Origin of the sequence: Arsukibacterium sp. UBA5043 (assembly GCA_002415085.1) — a bacterium.
In the GTDB taxonomy this organism is placed as follows: Bacteria; Pseudomonadota; Gammaproteobacteria; order Enterobacterales; family Alteromonadaceae; genus Alishewanella.
In genome coordinates, this window is sequence record DIBV01000009.1 from 97,338 (window position 1) to 111,838 (window position 14,501).

Sequence of the window (14,501 nt, forward strand, 5' to 3'; positions counted from 1 at the left end):
CCCGTCATTGCTGTACTTGTAACTTTGGTAATGCAACATCTCGCGTCATTGAAATATTGATTGTTTTAATAATTTTTTGCTGGGCATTTTCAGCATCTTTCTGCCAGGATTTTTCGCTGGCATTATCAACACGATGCTTAAAACCAATCGTCAGGTAAAACTTGCTGCTAAGGGGCAGGCAGTAAAAGTCTGTCCGGGTTGGGTGCCGGTCGTATTTTTCCTGATAAAACACCCACTCAAAACCTTGCAGGGTAATCAGCTTTGCCGGCTGCAGCGGCGGATAGCCATAATTGTTGATCCGGCCTTGTAGCTCATCGCGGTAGCGCTCTTCAGTGAATGGCGAACCTCTGGATGCGCGAAGCTCTGCATATTCTTTTAGTTCTCGCTCAATTTCGGTATTGCGGCCAAGGCCATTTTTGCCTTCTGCATCAATTGCAGCAGAGTTGTAATGCTGATCATGCTCGTTAATAACATGCAGGGCTAAAGCTTGGCGGTTAAGCGCATCAATACCCTCTGGCACTTTCTTTAACCAGACGTTTAACCACAACCAGCCGTACTCGCCGCCATCAAAACGTAGTAGGGGGGCTAAGTAACACCAACCCTCGGTATGCAATGGCACGAACTTATGCTGGTCTTTCTGCTGTTGGTTTTGCTCAAACCAGCCATTAGAGCGAAACGGGTAATTAACCTGCTTTGGTGGCTCGGCAGAGCCAATATTGGAGTAAGGCATTGTGAGCTGGACAGAATACTCTTCCAGCAAAAAGCTGAGCTTTTGCAGGCGGTTGAAATCGGGCCCACCAGCGAATCCCTGCCACCAGTTTTTAAGAGGCTGCATTAGCTTACCTTTCCCGCATGTTTATTAATGTATTTTTGCACCTGATCAGCCTTTTTATGCTGACCAAACATTAACAGCTGTTGTTTATATGTCTCTATGCCCAAGTATGGCAACGTGTGTGGGCTTACGCCCGGTTCGGAGTCTTTACCAAATACCAGGCCACAGAATTTAATGCTACGGCATAAGCTGCTGGCTGACAAATCGTTGCCACCGGCTAAGTTTGGCACTACATCAAACGGGTTGTTTCTTGCAGCGACGATCTTAACACCTAGCCCGTTGGCAATTTGCGTTAATTTACTAACGTTTGCGCCACTGCCATGAATAGTTAACTGTTGCCGGTGTAATTGGCCGCCGTAATGCCGACGGTAATGCAGCAAGGCCGCATTAAACACTATTGCTCCTTGACTGTGTACTACCCATTTTACGCTCTTGCCCTGCTGTTGTACCTGCGCAAGTACCGCGGCCAAATGCTGGGCGTTATGTGATTTGGAACGACTGGCTTTGTCAAATATGCACTCAGCCAGATCCAGCTTCCAGCCATCGCTTGGATTATGAAACAGGGTATACGCGCTAATACCGTCGCTCTGATAGGCAGCATGAGCATGCGCTCCCATCAACCAGGCAGCTTTTCGCTGATCGTTCTGCATGCCATTCACAGCAGCATGTTCGGTAATTACCTGATGCACAGGCTTTCCTTCATCCCAGGCATCTTGCAAACTATTAATATCGCCTTGCGATGCTGGGCCGGTGTAGTTACTTGGGTTTTTACGCTTAACCTGATAAAGCATGGTGCGCTCTGCCGCCGCATTGCCGGCTTTAGCACCTTGCAGCGATTGGTCAAACAGTATGTCATCAATCACCACCTGGCCATTGGCTGCTGTGCGGTATTCAATTAAATAATGGTAACTACGAAACGGATAGCGGGTGCGGTAGATACGCCGGAATGGGTTTAAGCTGTGCTTGGTAGAGTAGGTAGTGCTTGGGTAACGGGTAACGTACTCAATCTCTTTCATTACCTGCTGCTGATCATAGTCATTAAGGCTGGCCAGCATTAACAGTGCCTGATGAGTCAGTTGCCATTTATTGACAAGGTATTGAGCTGGCAGCCGAATGCCATGTTCCTGTGCCATGTTTTTATCCAGGCCAGTGTAATTAAACGCCTGCGTCTTACCAGTGTGTATCCAGCTCATCTTTAACTTCCTTGGATCTCATAACTTTTGGCAGCATACACAAAGTTATTTTATAACTCAATATTTACAAATAAATTGCATTTAAAGTAGGGCATTCGGCAACTTAATATCATCTCCAACAGCTTTATCTAAAAAGCTTCTTATTGGTCATATAGAGGTACTTTTTCAGTTATTGCATCACTAACAATAATCCTCTAAAGTCGGTACATATAGCTTTAAGCAGTTAGGGATAAGGCATTTGAAAGATAAGGAAAAGATCGCTGTTTTCATTGATGCCGATAATGCACCGGCCAGTAAAATAGACAAAGTATTGTCGGAGTTGGCTCGCTATGGTGTGGTTAACATCCGCAAAGCCTATGGTAATTGGAAAAGTGCCAAATTAAAGCCGTGGGAAGATATTCTGCACGACTTTGCCATCCAACCAATTCAGCAATTCGATTTAACCAAGGGCAAAAATGCCACCGATATGGCGTTGGTTATCGACGTAATGGATGTGCTGTATACCAAGAATGTTGACGTTATTTGTCTGGTTTCCTCTGATTGTGATTTTACTCCCTTAGTTACCAGAGCACTGGCCGATGGAAAGTTTGTTATCGGCTTTGGCGAGCGTAAAGCGCCGCTGGCATTTGTTAATAGCTGCTCGCGCTTTCTTTACCTGGATGAGCCTGAAGCACTGGCAGTACCGGTGCAAAAGGCGACTAGCAATATTAAAAGCGATACCAAGTTAATTAATTTGCTGCGACAGGCCATTGAAGCAGTCGAGGACGAAGAGGGCTGGGCGATGCTTGGCCCAATAGGCACTCATATCTCTAACCATGCCTCTTTCGATCAGCGTAACTATGGCTTTAAAAAGCTAAGTGACTTGTTTATGGCCATCGATCTATTTGAAATGCGTAAAACGAACGGCTCTGTACTTTGGGTTAAGGATAAAAAACGCAGTAAGCAGCCTGTTAAAGCTGTGGTGGCGAAATAAGGCTGGAGAAAAAGAGTATGGCCCGGCGGAGTAAAACCAGCTTTATTGAGCATCAAATTTAGGTCTCTGGCATGATTCATTGATAAACTTTTATAAACTATTTTTTTTGAAAAATAGGAGAGCGTATGACTAAAGAGCAGTTCGCACTAAATTTTCTAAATAGCCTGCTTTCGACCATAATTGGCGGCGGTTTCCTCACCTTTCTCTTCTTTTGGTTGAGAGAAAAAGTATTCCCTTTACCAGACATCACAGGTCGCTGGTATTTTGAGATGCTTACAGAGAACAGCGCTTATAACCCTTATAAAGGAATGGTTTTAAGATATGTAGCGATGCTTTGGCGCGAAGGCGGTCGTATTGAGGGCACGGTCGAAAAGTTTTACGAAGATTCTTCTACAGGAAAAAGGCCTTTTGTGGGTAAAGATCGTACGAGAGGCCGAGTTGAAGGGTACATTCAAAAAAACTACTTCACTAGAGATCGAATTGTTTTACATGTTGTAGAGGACGGCCATGGCCGTGAATCAACGAATTTTTACGATCTTATATTTGAACCTGACGGGACTATGAAGGGGCGTTTCAGTTCTATGGTTGCTGAACAAGATGGCAGCGTACAGTGGCAAAAGGAAATGTTTTGAAATTTTTGCTTTGGTTATTGTCAACGCCTCAAATTGCATTTTCATTACTTGCGGAATTTATTTCAACTAAGAGTTTTAGTTCTGATCTTCAAAGGTGTGTTGATATTTCACGTCAGTATGGTGAAAGTGTGCCCTCTTACTTTGTTGAAGCATTAATAATCGCTGAAGATCATCGAAGTACCAAACACCCAGGTATTGATCCCATTGCGATATTCCGAGCGATATGGGTAAGGTTTTACAGGGGGGAAATTCAGGGCGCAAGTACAATTGAACAGCAGTTTGTAAGGGTTGTAACCAACAGATACGAGAAAACAATTGCCCGTAAAATCCGTGAACAAATACTCGCATTGATGATTGTTAGGCGAATTAACAAGCGCGAAATAGCATCAGCATATCTATCCATTGCTTTTTATGGCTCAAGCTCAATAGGTAAAAGTGGATTAGTGGCTAAATTTGGTGAGGATCTGTCAATTGTTCCCTTCGAACATGCTCTCCGGATGGTTGCACAATTGAAATATCCTCAACCGTTGATTCCTAGTTCTGCGTGGCATGACAAATTGGAATCACGATGTATGTTGTTGCTGAGTCGGGTAGCATTAAATGACAAAAAAACTTCATATGCTAGTGAGGTAGCGGAAGATGTTCGTAAAGGATAATCACGAAACCCACTAATACGGATTTAATACTTGCTGGAACTAGTAATTCGTAATTCCTTGTCAAAGAATATGTTTATCCATTTAAATTTCACCATAGAGTAGTTGCCAAAACACCTATTGCGACGAGTTGCTCCTATATTGAACATTTATTGATCCATTTGCGGTATTCAACCTGAAAACCTGACTGTTTAATCGTTAATAAATACACGCCTCAAAGCTTGAATAGTTAAACACAGTCCCCACTTATCAGTTAACCGTTCCTACTTGCGGTTTAACAGTTGGTTTCGGTAGTCCCCATATCGTAGAGATTAGATATGGCGATACCTAAACGTAAGAATGTTAATAAAAAAGGTAAATTATTCAGGGTTAAGAAACGACTGAATAGTCAGCGGATGAAGCTGAGAAGAGCTCAACCTGCCTCTTCGAACAAGTCCTGCTGGTTATGCAGGGTAATATGGCAATTTTTGCCAATATTACTGAAGCTGTGGCGACACTTCGACGTTATAGTGAATATTGTTTCTAGTTTTTAAGTGCTTGGCAGGCATGATAAAACCACTGTTTGAAGGAGGTGTGTAGCGCATAAGTTTATTAGGAAAACTCAATGTACTTTATGAGAATTTTAAAAAAGAGGGCAAAAAATGCCTAAGTCTATACTGTTTGATCGAGTTATTTTCGCTTAAACCAATGTTAATTAGGGGAGTGCCAATCCCCTGAATGAAGCCGGACTCACTGAAGTAGCAGTGTTTCCAGAATAAAGTAGGATAAAAATCTAAAGCAAATGAGCCAGCGACTTTATGTAACTAAACGCGATGGAAGACGGGAGCCTTTGGATCTCGATAAAATTCATCGTGTCATAACATGGGCTGCTGAAGGACTGAGAGATGTTTCTGTATCTCAAGTTCCAATCTCAATATTTTACGAAGATTTCAATGAAGACATTGAATTCATTAACGATGAAAGAAACATTGACATAGCAGCTCTGGTTAAAAGAGTTGAGGCATTACTTTTTAAACGTTTAATGCTACCTGTACCGATATGTAATTTCATTGTCTGGGTTTTAATGCCTCACACTGGTTTGATTTTCCGTAAATTAAACACACACACTCGCACTCGTCAGCGAGTTTGTTGGAAGCCTTTAGATACCAGAGAACTACTAAGAGTTACGAGTAAGTTTGCGAGAGCCCCTCCCGAAAACCACTCTTATTTGTAAAGTGAAATTTGGCATGCCAAATTCCTATTACAGGAAATTTAGTAAAAGGTATCGTAGAGCTGACCCAAATCTTGAGCATCTCCCGCCTCTGACCGGCTCATATGTTCGCCATCAGCAATAACATTACCCATACCGTCATCCAGCATGTCCAGCTGATCACTGTCGCTGTCATCTGACCCAGATAAAAGAACATCTAATGTTCCAAGCGCTACTAAGCCTGTTACTTTTAATACTTTACCTAACATAGTTTGTACCTTATATGGGAATTTGGCATGCCAAATTGTTAATTAATAAACTGGCCTTTGGTCGGCGTTATTATCGAGCTGCAATCGCCGGCAGTGTTTTCAAGTAGCACCGTATCTGGGTTAAGAACCAGCTGATTGCCCTGGCTTGCTACGTCACTAAACGATGCGTAATAGCGGATACGCCTTTTACTGCTGCCGGTTCCACTTAGTGCTAAGGCCAATTCAGGTTCGATCTCAATTCGGCCTGTGCGTGTTTTGGTGATTCTTTTCAGGTAAGCCTCTGCATGCTCAGCTGGCACGGCCACGTTGTCGAAGCGGTCGGTTTGAACTGAGTAAATATGCGCGCCTTGGCCATCCAGCGTTATTTCAAACTGATTGAAGAAGGTGAGAGGGAAAGACTGCGTATTGAAGTCATACTCGCCCAGCTCTGCCTGCCCGCTCACGTAGTAGGTGTCTTTGTACTGCTTCTCGCTGTAATAAGTTTCAAACGCCTGCTGCCGCCTTGCTTGCTCAAACTCATTAAACTTCTCAGTTTTACTTTGAACAAATTTCTCCAAAGAAATAACTGGCTTGCTGCCCTCCAAGTGATAACCCACATAAGCAGCATCGTGAAATTCAGCGTTTTGCTTTAACAGTTTTAGCTGGGCAGTGCCATTACAGATTGCTAAAGCTTGTGCGCTAGCGCTGACTACTGCATTGCTCTCGTTAGAATTCAGCTTGTTCAGACCGTTTGTCGATAGCTGGTTCTTGTCACCTTTGCCGTTAGTTACGGTAACGCAGCCACTACAAGCAAGGGCTACAGCACAGGTTAGAGCTATTACTGAAATTTTCATATTCTCACTTCTTTAATATTCGCCAGCCTGAAACTCAGGGTGCTAAGTATTCCTTAGTATCTAGCTGCTATTAAAGCTAAGAAAATCTTAGTTTTCAATAGCCAATATCTCACACTGTGAATAATACTGACGGTTCGCCCTTACCAAAGCGCCTGAAACAAGCCCGCCTTCTGCGTGGCTTGTCGCAAAAGCAGCTCGGCATACTTGCCGGGATGGACCGTTTTGTCGCGTCTGCGCGAATGAACCAGTACGAGCGGGGAGTGCATGCGCCGGAATTTAAAACCGTTATAGCGCTGGCTAAGGTTTTGCAGGTGCCTACGGCCTACTTGTTTTGCATAGAAGATGATCTGGCAGAATTGATACTGGCAAAGAGTGACAGTTGAAATTTGGCATGCCAAATTATACCAAAATATAAAGCTGATATTAGTAAAGTTATGCTCTAGATTTTAACAGTAAACTATCAATATCAACTTTCAAGCTGTGGCATTTTTGGGAGCAATTCCATACAGCTCCGCGAAGCTCTCCTAGGTTAGAATTGTGTTGTTCACATTCTTTCTGAGTAATTGCGTCTGACATATATGTTTCTACTTCTTTGACATATTTGGTTAAGAGGCTGAGCTCTTCGACAAGCTTTGGAGCATCTTGCTCGGCGAAAACTGTCAAGGAACTAATACCTGCTTTAATCGGTACTAGTCTTGATATCAAATGGTCCCGTGGGTTGCGTGATTCTAGAGTCTGAACAATGAAATTAGAGTCAAACTCATTTTTTGTTGATATCAAAAATTCTTTGTGTTTTTTAAGGCTATTGACATGGGCTAATACTCTGTCTGCCATTCTATCATCTTGTTTCTTCCTTTCATCTTGCTCTCTATCTCTTAACACATTTAATCTCGATAGTTTGTACCAAGTGAAGCCTGCTAATACAGTGATAACACTACCAACTAATGTTAAAACAATGTCGTTCATGAAAAACTCCCAAGGTTTACTGATAACTTTCTTAATATTGTCTATGATATGATCAATAAAAACAATAAATTAAAGATAGCGATCCAGGCAAAGGATTAGAGAGGTTACTCGAGCTTGGTGATATTACTTAGGTTTGAGAGTAGTGTTTACAGTGTCGGTGGTTTACGTTTTCTACACCTTAACGCTGTGCTAATGTGCGCACCTCGCTCGATACAAACTCAAAAAAAGTATCTTAAAATCTCAACTATCTTATATGCTAGGCGAGCATACGTAATGTACAAATGTTAGGTATTTAAACCCAAGTGAGGACGCAGATGGCAAAGAAGAAGGAATTGAGCAATCCATTCTCCACCGGCGGAGGCGGTGTCCATTTTGAAGCTCATGTCCAGGCGTCTTTTGTAGCACTAATGCTTACTGGTGGGCACGCTCCCTGTCTACCATGCTGGCCCATTGTGGAAATCAAACTTCAGGGCAAGATTGACGACTATGATACAGACGACCTCATTGTTATTGTTGAAAATGTGACCAGCAAAGAGCGACGAAAACTTCTTGGGCAGGTCAAACATTCGATCGCTATTACACAGGGCAGCACCATTTTTGGAGAAGTGATACAGGCCGCTTGGAATGACTTTAATAACCCAAATGTTTTTAGTAAAAACAAAGATATCATTGCTCTGATCACAGGACCACTTGCTCAAACTGACACTGAAGTAGTTTGGATCTTAAATCATGCCAGATCGAATCAAAGTGACCCAGAAAGATTCTTTAGGAATATTGCAACTGCAAAATTTAGTTCGAATGTAAAACGCCAGAAACTAAACGTCATCCGTGACCATTTGAAAGTTGCAAATAACGGCATCGAGCTAACTGATGACGTTTTTCACAAATTTCTTACCCACTTTTACCTATTAGGATATGACTTGGGCGAAGAAGAGGGAGTTGTAATATCACTCATAAACTCTCATATCTCACAATTTAAACCAGAGTCTTCACGGTTGGTATGGAGTCGAATTTTGGAGTTCTCCAACAATCGAAATCATCATGCAGGTTGCATCACTAAAAACGACTTCCCAGATGAATTGACGAGTGTCTTCGTTGCCAAGCCTATCAGTGAAATGCCAAGTAATTTTGCACTGCCTCATGAACACAGCACGGACTGGTCTCATCACCCCGATGCCACCTACCTTGCTTTAGCTGTCTTAATTGGTTCGTGGCAAGACAAGAGCCAATCCGACCTTGAAATGATAACCCAATTGCTTGATATCAGTTACGACGAATGGTTAAAGAAGGCGCGGGAATTATTACACTTACCTGATAGCCCATTGTCTCTCAAAAATGGTATTTGGAAAGTTGTTAATCGAGCAGAGCTTTGGAATCTGCTGGGATCTCGCATCCTTGATCAGAATCTCGATACCTTTAGGTTGCTCGCTGTTGAAAGACTTAAAGAACCAGACCCTGCTTTCGAACTGTCTGTCGAAGAGCGATACATGGCAAGCATTCAAGGCAAGGTGTTGAAATGTTCCCAAGTGTTGAGAAAAGGTATTGCTGATGGTTTAGCTATTCTGGGAAGTCGTCCGGAGCTGTGCATTAACTGCTCTCATGGGAAAGCGGAAACCACTTGCATATTGGTGGTACGTGAACTTCTGACAGATGCCAACTGGGTTTTGTGGGGTAGCCTGAATAGTTTGCTACCCACATTGGCCGAAGCTGCACCATCAGAATTTCTTGATGCGGTTGAGAAGGCTATGCCCCTGATACCCTGTCCTTTTGATGAGCTTTTTTCTCAGGAAGGTAGCGGCTTCACCGGCGGAAATTATTTAACAGGTCTACTCTGGGCATTGGAGGGGCTGGCTTGGGATGAACAATACCTAGTTCGTGTCTGTGTTGCGCTTGGTGAACTTGCCAGCCATGACCCCGGAGGCCAATGGGCCAATCGTCCATCCAATTCTCTTACAACCATATTGTTGCCTTGGCTGCCTCAAACACTTGCACCTGTTGATAAGCGCAAGGTGGCTGTACGAACGCTCCTTCAGGAATGGCCCGATATCGCGTGGAGTCTGATCATCAGGCTACTTCCCGGTCAGCATCAGACCTCATCCGGATCACACAAACCCAGCTGGCGCAAGATTATCCCCGAAGATTGGGAAAAAGGTGTTACACATCAGGAATACTGGCAACAGGCATCTTTTTATGCTGAACTTGCAGTGGCTGCGGCAGACCATGATACCGCTCGGCTTTCAACGTTAATTGACCATTTTGATAACTTGCCGGGAACTGCTTTTGACGAGCTTCTCCAGACTCTCGCCTCCCAACCGATTTTAAAACTCCCGGAAGAGCAACGACTTTCAATTTGGGACCATCTCACGAAATTCACAAACAAACACAGAAGGTTCTCTGAAGCGAAATGGGCATTGCCTGATGAGCTGATTACGCGTATCGAACAGGTTGCCGAGCAACTCGCCCCCAATAACCCATTTAATTTATATCAGCATCTTTTTACAGACCGGGACTCTGATCTCTATGAAGAGAATGGAAATTGGGCAGAGCAGCGAAAGAAACTAGACACCCGACGCGAAGCCGCCATCTCGGAAGTCTTTCGCCAAGATGGTGTCGAAGGTGTAATTCGATTTGCCGATTCCGTTTCTTCATCCAGGCAGGTAGGGCATGCGCTTGGTATAATTACCGATGACGTGTTTGAACGTACTCTCTTGCCTCATTTTCTAGATTCAGAGGACAACAAGCGTAAGTCCTTTGTTAGCAGTTTTATCTGGAGGCGTTATCATATCAACGGATGGGAGTGGTGCGACAACCTCGATAAATCAGGTTGGACGCAGAGGCAGATAGGTCAATTCCTTGCTTGTTTGCCGTTTACTACGGAAACATGGAGCCGTGCGTCAGGGTGGCTTAAGACGAATGAGAGTGAATACTGGACCCGCACCGACGCAAATGCTTATCATGCCGATGGTGATCTTTCGATTGCGATTGAGAAACTTATTGAGCATGGTAGGCCACACGCAGCAATAAACTGTTTGGACATGATGCGTCATGATAATAAGGCCATCGATAGTAATCAATGTGTCCGAGCCTTGCTTGCAGCACTTTCCTCCAATGAGCCCAGCTATGCGATGGACGTGTATCACATCGTCGAACTGATAAAATTTCTTCAGACAGACCTAGCAGTGAACCAAGACGACTTGTTTAAGGTCGAGTGGGCCTATGTTCCCTTGCTCGACCGTCATACAGGTGCAGCGCCAATACTCCTTGAAAGCCGGCTGGCCAATGATCCTGAATTCTTTTGTGAAGTAATTCGATTGATCTATCGTTCTAAGAAAGAAGATCAATCGTCGAGAGAGCCTAATGAGGGGGCAAAAGCACTTGCAACAAATGCTTGGCGACTACTTAACGAATGGAAGACGCCACCTGGGACACAGCGAGATGGAACGTTTAGCGAAAGGTGTTTTATGGAGTGGCTTCAAAAGGTAAAGGAAATCTCAACTAATTCCGGCCACCTAGAAGTTACACTCATCAATGTTGGCGAAGTATTGATTCACGCCCCAGCCGATCCAGACGGCTTATGGATACGCCGCGTTGTCGCTGCCGCATTGAATGAGCGTGAAGTAGAAGAAATGCGGGATGGTTACCGGACTGGAACATATAACTCTCGAGGAGCTCATATCATTGATCCAACCGCAAGCCCGGAGAGAGAGCTGGCTGAACAGTTCCGAAATAAAGCCGAAGAAATAGAGAACGCTGGATTTCAGCGATTTGCAGTTACATTGAAAGGTTTGGCGAACAGCTACGATCGCGAAGCGGATCAAATTCTAAACGATAATAATGACAGGATGGATGAGTAATATCACCATGCTTGTATTAGGGATTCAAAAGAACGGTAGAAAAAAGAAAGTAGTTCACGTTGATAACGTCCCCAACGGTTTTAAATGCGGTTGTATATGCCCAAACCCTGACTGTGCCGATCAGTTAAGCGCTAAAAATAATTGCATAGATATGTCTAACCACTTCGCACACCGGACTAGAGTCGAGGGCAGAACGTGTTTGATGTCACAGCTGCACTTAGCAGCACAACATTACTTCCTACCACTTAAATCTTTTACCTTGCCTAAGCATGTATTCCGGTATGACGGTTGTACTTTGGAAACTTTACCCAAAACGGTAGCAGTACAAAGTGTAGAGCTAGAAGCATCGATTGATAAATTCAGGGTTGACGTACTTCTGCATACCGAAGTCGGGCCGGTCATTATCGAAATTCTCGTGACCAGCAAGTGTTCTGACGAAAAGTCCGAGTTTTTAACTGGCTCGAAGCGACCTTCGCTTGAATATGATTTGTCGTCATTCATTGACGCAGAACTTAAGCAAACTATGGCCATGCTAGCCAATAACACCGTGCCATACGAATGGATTTACGGATGGTCTCAAGGTCAGTTAATAGAAAGTTATTTGAAAGAAAAAGAAGCTGAAAGAAAAAAAGAACTGTTGAGACAGAAACGAAGCGCAGCTAAGTCTGCAAACAAGCTTATTGCAGGTTGTTACTTGATGCTTCCCTCAATAGATGAACAGTTCGAATGCATGCTGGAAGGGGTGTTTTTCAAAGAAGAGATAAGATTGTTCACGCGTCAGGAGTTCAAACTATCGTCATTGGAAATCGACAGTGAACAGGAGGAGTACTTATTGCTAAAAGGTATCGTGTCTAATTCACAAGGCAGCAGACGGATATGGGCAGCATACTTGTATACGCCTGAAATTCCTGACGAGGTTAAAGCCATTAAGGATGCTGTTATTGTTCGAATCCCTGCACAAGGTAATAGAACCGTATCAACATGGCATTGGTTGAGTAATCCCAGGTTAAATCAGCTCAGAGCTGAAAAAATGCATGAATTTCAAGAGCAGTGTAGCCAAGAACTGGTGCAGCTAAGAGCAGCAAGACAATACATCGAAAATGTAAGTGTGCTTGCTAAGCAATATGCCGACAATCAGGACTCTTACTTTCACCATGGGTACGGTATTTGGAAGAGGTGGCTGATAAACAATAATTTATTCACACCTTCAGCAAGTAAGAAGAATCCGTCTATACCAAGGCTGATCAAAGAGCATAGAAAACATCCACATCTCTGGATGTTCGATACTTGGCATGTGTTGCTAATCGCTAAGTTGGCAAAAATCATTGATGACATACCGATCAACACGTTGATTGATACTACCGAGGTGTTTTCAGAATTATCGAGAGAATTTGGATTGCATCCAGCATATTTGGAAATTGAGTTTAAGGTTCACCGGAAGTTTTCAGATGAGTCTATGCGTCATCTCGTTTTGAGAAAACAGGTAATTGGTAGCACGCTTTCGTTGTTTATGATGTCAGGGTCAATTAAGTATCGTGAAAGCGGTTACTACCGAGTAGGGAGTCTGCTATCAGACTTAAAGCGGTAGCGAAGTTGATTGTCGTTTTTTAGCAACCGTCTATCGACAGTAGCTGGTCTTTCAAAAACTGGCTTTCAAAACGCCAGATAGCCAAGCATTAGGAGTAACTAATGAGTAACGTAGTGCAATTTCCAACTAATCAAAAAAAAATATGGGATATCGTTGTTGCTGGGTTTATGGAGCCTGCAACTCAAGCGGGGGCAACAAAACAACAGGTGGACGAATTTCTGAAGCAATTCAAACCAACCTTCCAAAAATTTCAATTTGAATATCAGATCATGATGCCATCAATGCCTGAAGATGTAGTTCGGGGAGTTACTGCTGAGATGAACAAGCTTAAAAAAGCAATTCAAGAACATACCATGCAGTTGGTTATGGAAAGGCTTATGTTCGAGCTAAAGTTATTTGACTGGCGCAAGTCCTGATAAGACTAATTGGCATAAAAGTCGGCAGGGCTTGTAGAGCAATCTCTGAATGTTTTCTTGATCGTAAAAAGGAATTGATTTTATGGCTAACGTATTACAAGTCGATGGATTAAGAAGTGGACTTCCTACTCTTCGTAATTGGGATGAGAAAATACAGTTGTATTACGATGAGACTAATAACATAAGACGATTGACGCTAACGGAAGTAGGTCTCAATGCATCAATAAGCCCATTTGTTATTGCGGGCATTGCCATTCGAAATGGTGGGCTTCCTGAGTCGAGTGAAGAAACTCTCCGGCATTTATTGAGTATCCAAAAATCTGCTAAAGAGATAAAGTACAAACATCTAGCTGGCAGCAGCTACGAAGATGCATTGGGGTCTGAAAAGGTCTCTGTGCTCTTGAGCTGGCTGTTAGATAATAATATTTACATTCATTATTCTATTCTTGATATTCTGTATTGGTCAATTCTTGATATCATTGAATCACTCATGCCTGGAGACCCACTGCGGATAGCAGCTTTTCATCATGAACTTAAGTCAGAACTTTATTATTTTGTCAGGCAAAACCCTTCTGAATTTCTAAGGTTGTTGGTGAGCTACGCATATCCAAATATAGAGCGGTCTCAGGTTTCCTCATTTCTTGACGAGATTTCTAATTTCCTAGATGATCAAGAGGTGGAAGATCGAAGTCTAGCAACCACTATTCTAAAACAAACGATTTCTCAGGCTTCACGTTATACAGGATTAGAGCTTCAATTTTTGCACGACAACGAGCCTGGCGAACTGATTGGAGATTTTTCTGTTCACTTTTTACACTGCACCTATCTGTTCAAAAACGCATCGCATACATTTGATAAAGAAACATATGTAGAGAAGATTCTAGCTAACTTGGAACTTCGTGACGGAGCAAACAAACTGAATTATAAATTTATAGATTCTAAGGAGAGTTTAGGCGTCCAGATCTCTGACGTGATAGCAGGGCTTATAGGGAGGCACTTTGGTTTTATTAGTGAACATACGCTTCCTGTTTTACGGGAAAAAAAGGAGAATTTTTCTCAAGTTCAGCTGCATAACTTAAGTCTTGTCACCGGCAATGTAAAAC

The 14,501-nt window shown here is 43.1% G+C and carries 14 protein-coding genes; 9 read left to right on the forward strand and 5 right to left on the reverse strand.

All coding sequences use genetic code 11. From position 1 onward, the window contains the following. Positions 1 to 4: 4 nt before the first annotated feature. Together B2Q61_RS10215 and B2Q61_RS10220 are read right to left on the reverse strand one after the other, a co-directional pair. On the reverse strand, positions 5 to 835 hold the full coding sequence (locus tag B2Q61_RS10215) for a hypothetical protein (RefSeq protein ID WP_290619766.1): 831 nt from the start codon (positions 833 to 835) through the stop codon (positions 5 to 7). Beyond that, the gene (locus B2Q61_RS10220) at positions 835 to 2,025 is read right to left on the reverse strand and encodes a hypothetical protein (protein ID WP_290619768.1); all 1,191 of its coding nucleotides are present in this window, start codon (positions 2,023 to 2,025) and stop codon (positions 835 to 837) included. Before B2Q61_RS10220 ends, B2Q61_RS10215 begins: the two co-directional genes overlap by 1 nt. Positions 2,026 to 2,263: 238 nt before the next feature. Between B2Q61_RS10220 and B2Q61_RS10225 the strand changes: the two genes are divergently transcribed. The 4 genes from B2Q61_RS10225 (at position 2,264) to B2Q61_RS10240 (ending at position 5,496) form a co-directional block, all read left to right on the forward strand. Next, positions 2,264 to 2,998 carry an NYN domain-containing protein gene (locus tag B2Q61_RS10225; RefSeq protein WP_290619770.1) on the forward strand — a complete coding sequence of 245 codons (735 nt, stop codon included), beginning with the start codon at positions 2,264 to 2,266 and terminating at the stop codon, positions 2,996 to 2,998. A gap of 125 nt (positions 2,999 to 3,123) precedes the next feature. After that, positions 3,124 to 3,630, forward strand: a complete 507-nt coding sequence (locus tag B2Q61_RS10230) for a hypothetical protein (RefSeq protein WP_290619771.1) — start codon at positions 3,124 to 3,126, stop codon at positions 3,628 to 3,630. After that, a complete protein-coding gene (locus B2Q61_RS10235) occupies positions 3,627 to 4,286 on the forward strand; it encodes a biosynthetic peptidoglycan transglycosylase (RefSeq protein WP_290619773.1) in 660 nt (219 codons plus the stop codon). Before B2Q61_RS10230 ends, B2Q61_RS10235 begins: the two co-directional genes overlap by 4 nt. Before the next feature lie 778 nt (positions 4,287 to 5,064). Further along, a complete protein-coding gene (locus B2Q61_RS10240; protein ID WP_290619775.1) occupies positions 5,065 to 5,496 on the forward strand; it encodes an ATP cone domain-containing protein in 432 nt (143 codons plus the stop codon). A gap of 38 nt (positions 5,497 to 5,534) precedes the next feature. Here the strand turns inward: B2Q61_RS10240 and B2Q61_RS10245 are convergent, their stop codons facing one another. After that, complete coding sequence (locus B2Q61_RS10245) at positions 5,535 to 5,741, reverse strand: hypothetical protein (protein ID WP_290619777.1); 207 nt, start codon at positions 5,739 to 5,741, stop codon at positions 5,535 to 5,537. Between the two features lie 38 nt (positions 5,742 to 5,779). Next, positions 5,780 to 6,574, reverse strand: coding sequence for a hypothetical protein (locus tag B2Q61_RS10250; protein WP_290619779.1), 795 nt, complete (start codon positions 6,572 to 6,574; stop codon positions 5,780 to 5,782). A gap of 116 nt (positions 6,575 to 6,690) precedes the next feature. Here B2Q61_RS10250 and B2Q61_RS10255 point away from each other — a divergent pair, with 116 nt between their 5' ends. Beyond that, a complete protein-coding gene (locus tag B2Q61_RS10255; protein WP_290619781.1) occupies positions 6,691 to 6,957 on the forward strand; it encodes a helix-turn-helix domain-containing protein in 267 nt (88 codons plus the stop codon). 49 nt (positions 6,958 to 7,006) lie between these two features. On the opposite strand, the gene B2Q61_RS10260 is transcribed toward B2Q61_RS10255, so the two are convergent. Then, positions 7,007 to 7,540, reverse strand: coding sequence for a hypothetical protein (locus B2Q61_RS10260; protein ID WP_290619783.1), 534 nt, complete (start codon positions 7,538 to 7,540; stop codon positions 7,007 to 7,009). Positions 7,541 to 7,854: 314 nt separating this feature from the next. On the opposite strand from B2Q61_RS10260, the gene B2Q61_RS10265 reads away from it, so the two are divergent. The 4 genes from B2Q61_RS10265 to B2Q61_RS10280 all read left to right on the forward strand — a co-directional run. Beyond that, complete coding sequence (locus B2Q61_RS10265; RefSeq protein WP_290619785.1) at positions 7,855 to 11,394, forward strand: hypothetical protein; 3,540 nt, start codon at positions 7,855 to 7,857, stop codon at positions 11,392 to 11,394. After that, positions 11,387 to 12,982, forward strand: a complete 1,596-nt coding sequence (locus B2Q61_RS10270) for a hypothetical protein (protein WP_290619787.1) — start codon at positions 11,387 to 11,389, stop codon at positions 12,980 to 12,982. The genes B2Q61_RS10265 and B2Q61_RS10270 overlap by 8 nt, the downstream gene beginning before the upstream one ends. A 101-nt stretch (positions 12,983 to 13,083) precedes the next feature. Then, positions 13,084 to 13,398 carry a hypothetical protein gene (locus B2Q61_RS10275; protein WP_290619789.1) on the forward strand — a complete coding sequence of 105 codons (315 nt, stop codon included), beginning with the start codon at positions 13,084 to 13,086 and terminating at the stop codon, positions 13,396 to 13,398. Positions 13,399 to 13,480: 82 nt separating this feature from the next. Then, positions 13,481 to 14,501, forward strand: a 1,021-nt coding sequence (locus B2Q61_RS10280; RefSeq protein ID WP_290622805.1) for a DUF3800 domain-containing protein, incomplete at its 3' end; no start/stop codon positions are given.

Bases quoted from the DNA above. Each gene is read 5' to 3' on its own strand.
- B2Q61_RS10215 (WP_290619766.1), bottom strand. From the start codon at position 835: ATGCAGCCTCTTAAAAACTGGTGGCAGGGATTCGCTGGTGGGCCCGAT.
- B2Q61_RS10220 (WP_290619768.1), bottom strand. From the start codon at position 2,025: ATGAGCTGGATACACACTGGTAAGACGCAGGCGTTTAATTACACTGGC.
- B2Q61_RS10230 (WP_290619771.1), top strand. From the start codon at position 3,124: ATGACTAAAGAGCAGTTCGCACTAAATTTTCTAAATAGCCTGCTTTCG.
- B2Q61_RS10240 (WP_290619775.1), top strand. From the start codon at position 5,065: ATGAGCCAGCGACTTTATGTAACTAAACGCGATGGAAGACGGGAGCCT.
- B2Q61_RS10245 (WP_290619777.1), bottom strand. From the start codon at position 5,741: ATGTTAGGTAAAGTATTAAAAGTAACAGGCTTAGTAGCGCTTGGAACA.
- B2Q61_RS10250 (WP_290619779.1), bottom strand. From the start codon at position 6,574: ATGAAAATTTCAGTAATAGCTCTAACCTGTGCTGTAGCCCTTGCTTGT.
- B2Q61_RS10260 (WP_290619783.1), bottom strand. From the start codon at position 7,540: ATGAACGACATTGTTTTAACATTAGTTGGTAGTGTTATCACTGTATTA.
- B2Q61_RS10265 (WP_290619785.1), top strand. From the start codon at position 7,855: ATGGCAAAGAAGAAGGAATTGAGCAATCCATTCTCCACCGGCGGAGGC.
- B2Q61_RS10270 (WP_290619787.1), top strand. From the start codon at position 11,387: ATGAGTAATATCACCATGCTTGTATTAGGGATTCAAAAGAACGGTAGA.
- B2Q61_RS10275 (WP_290619789.1), top strand. From the start codon at position 13,084: ATGAGTAACGTAGTGCAATTTCCAACTAATCAAAAAAAAATATGGGAT.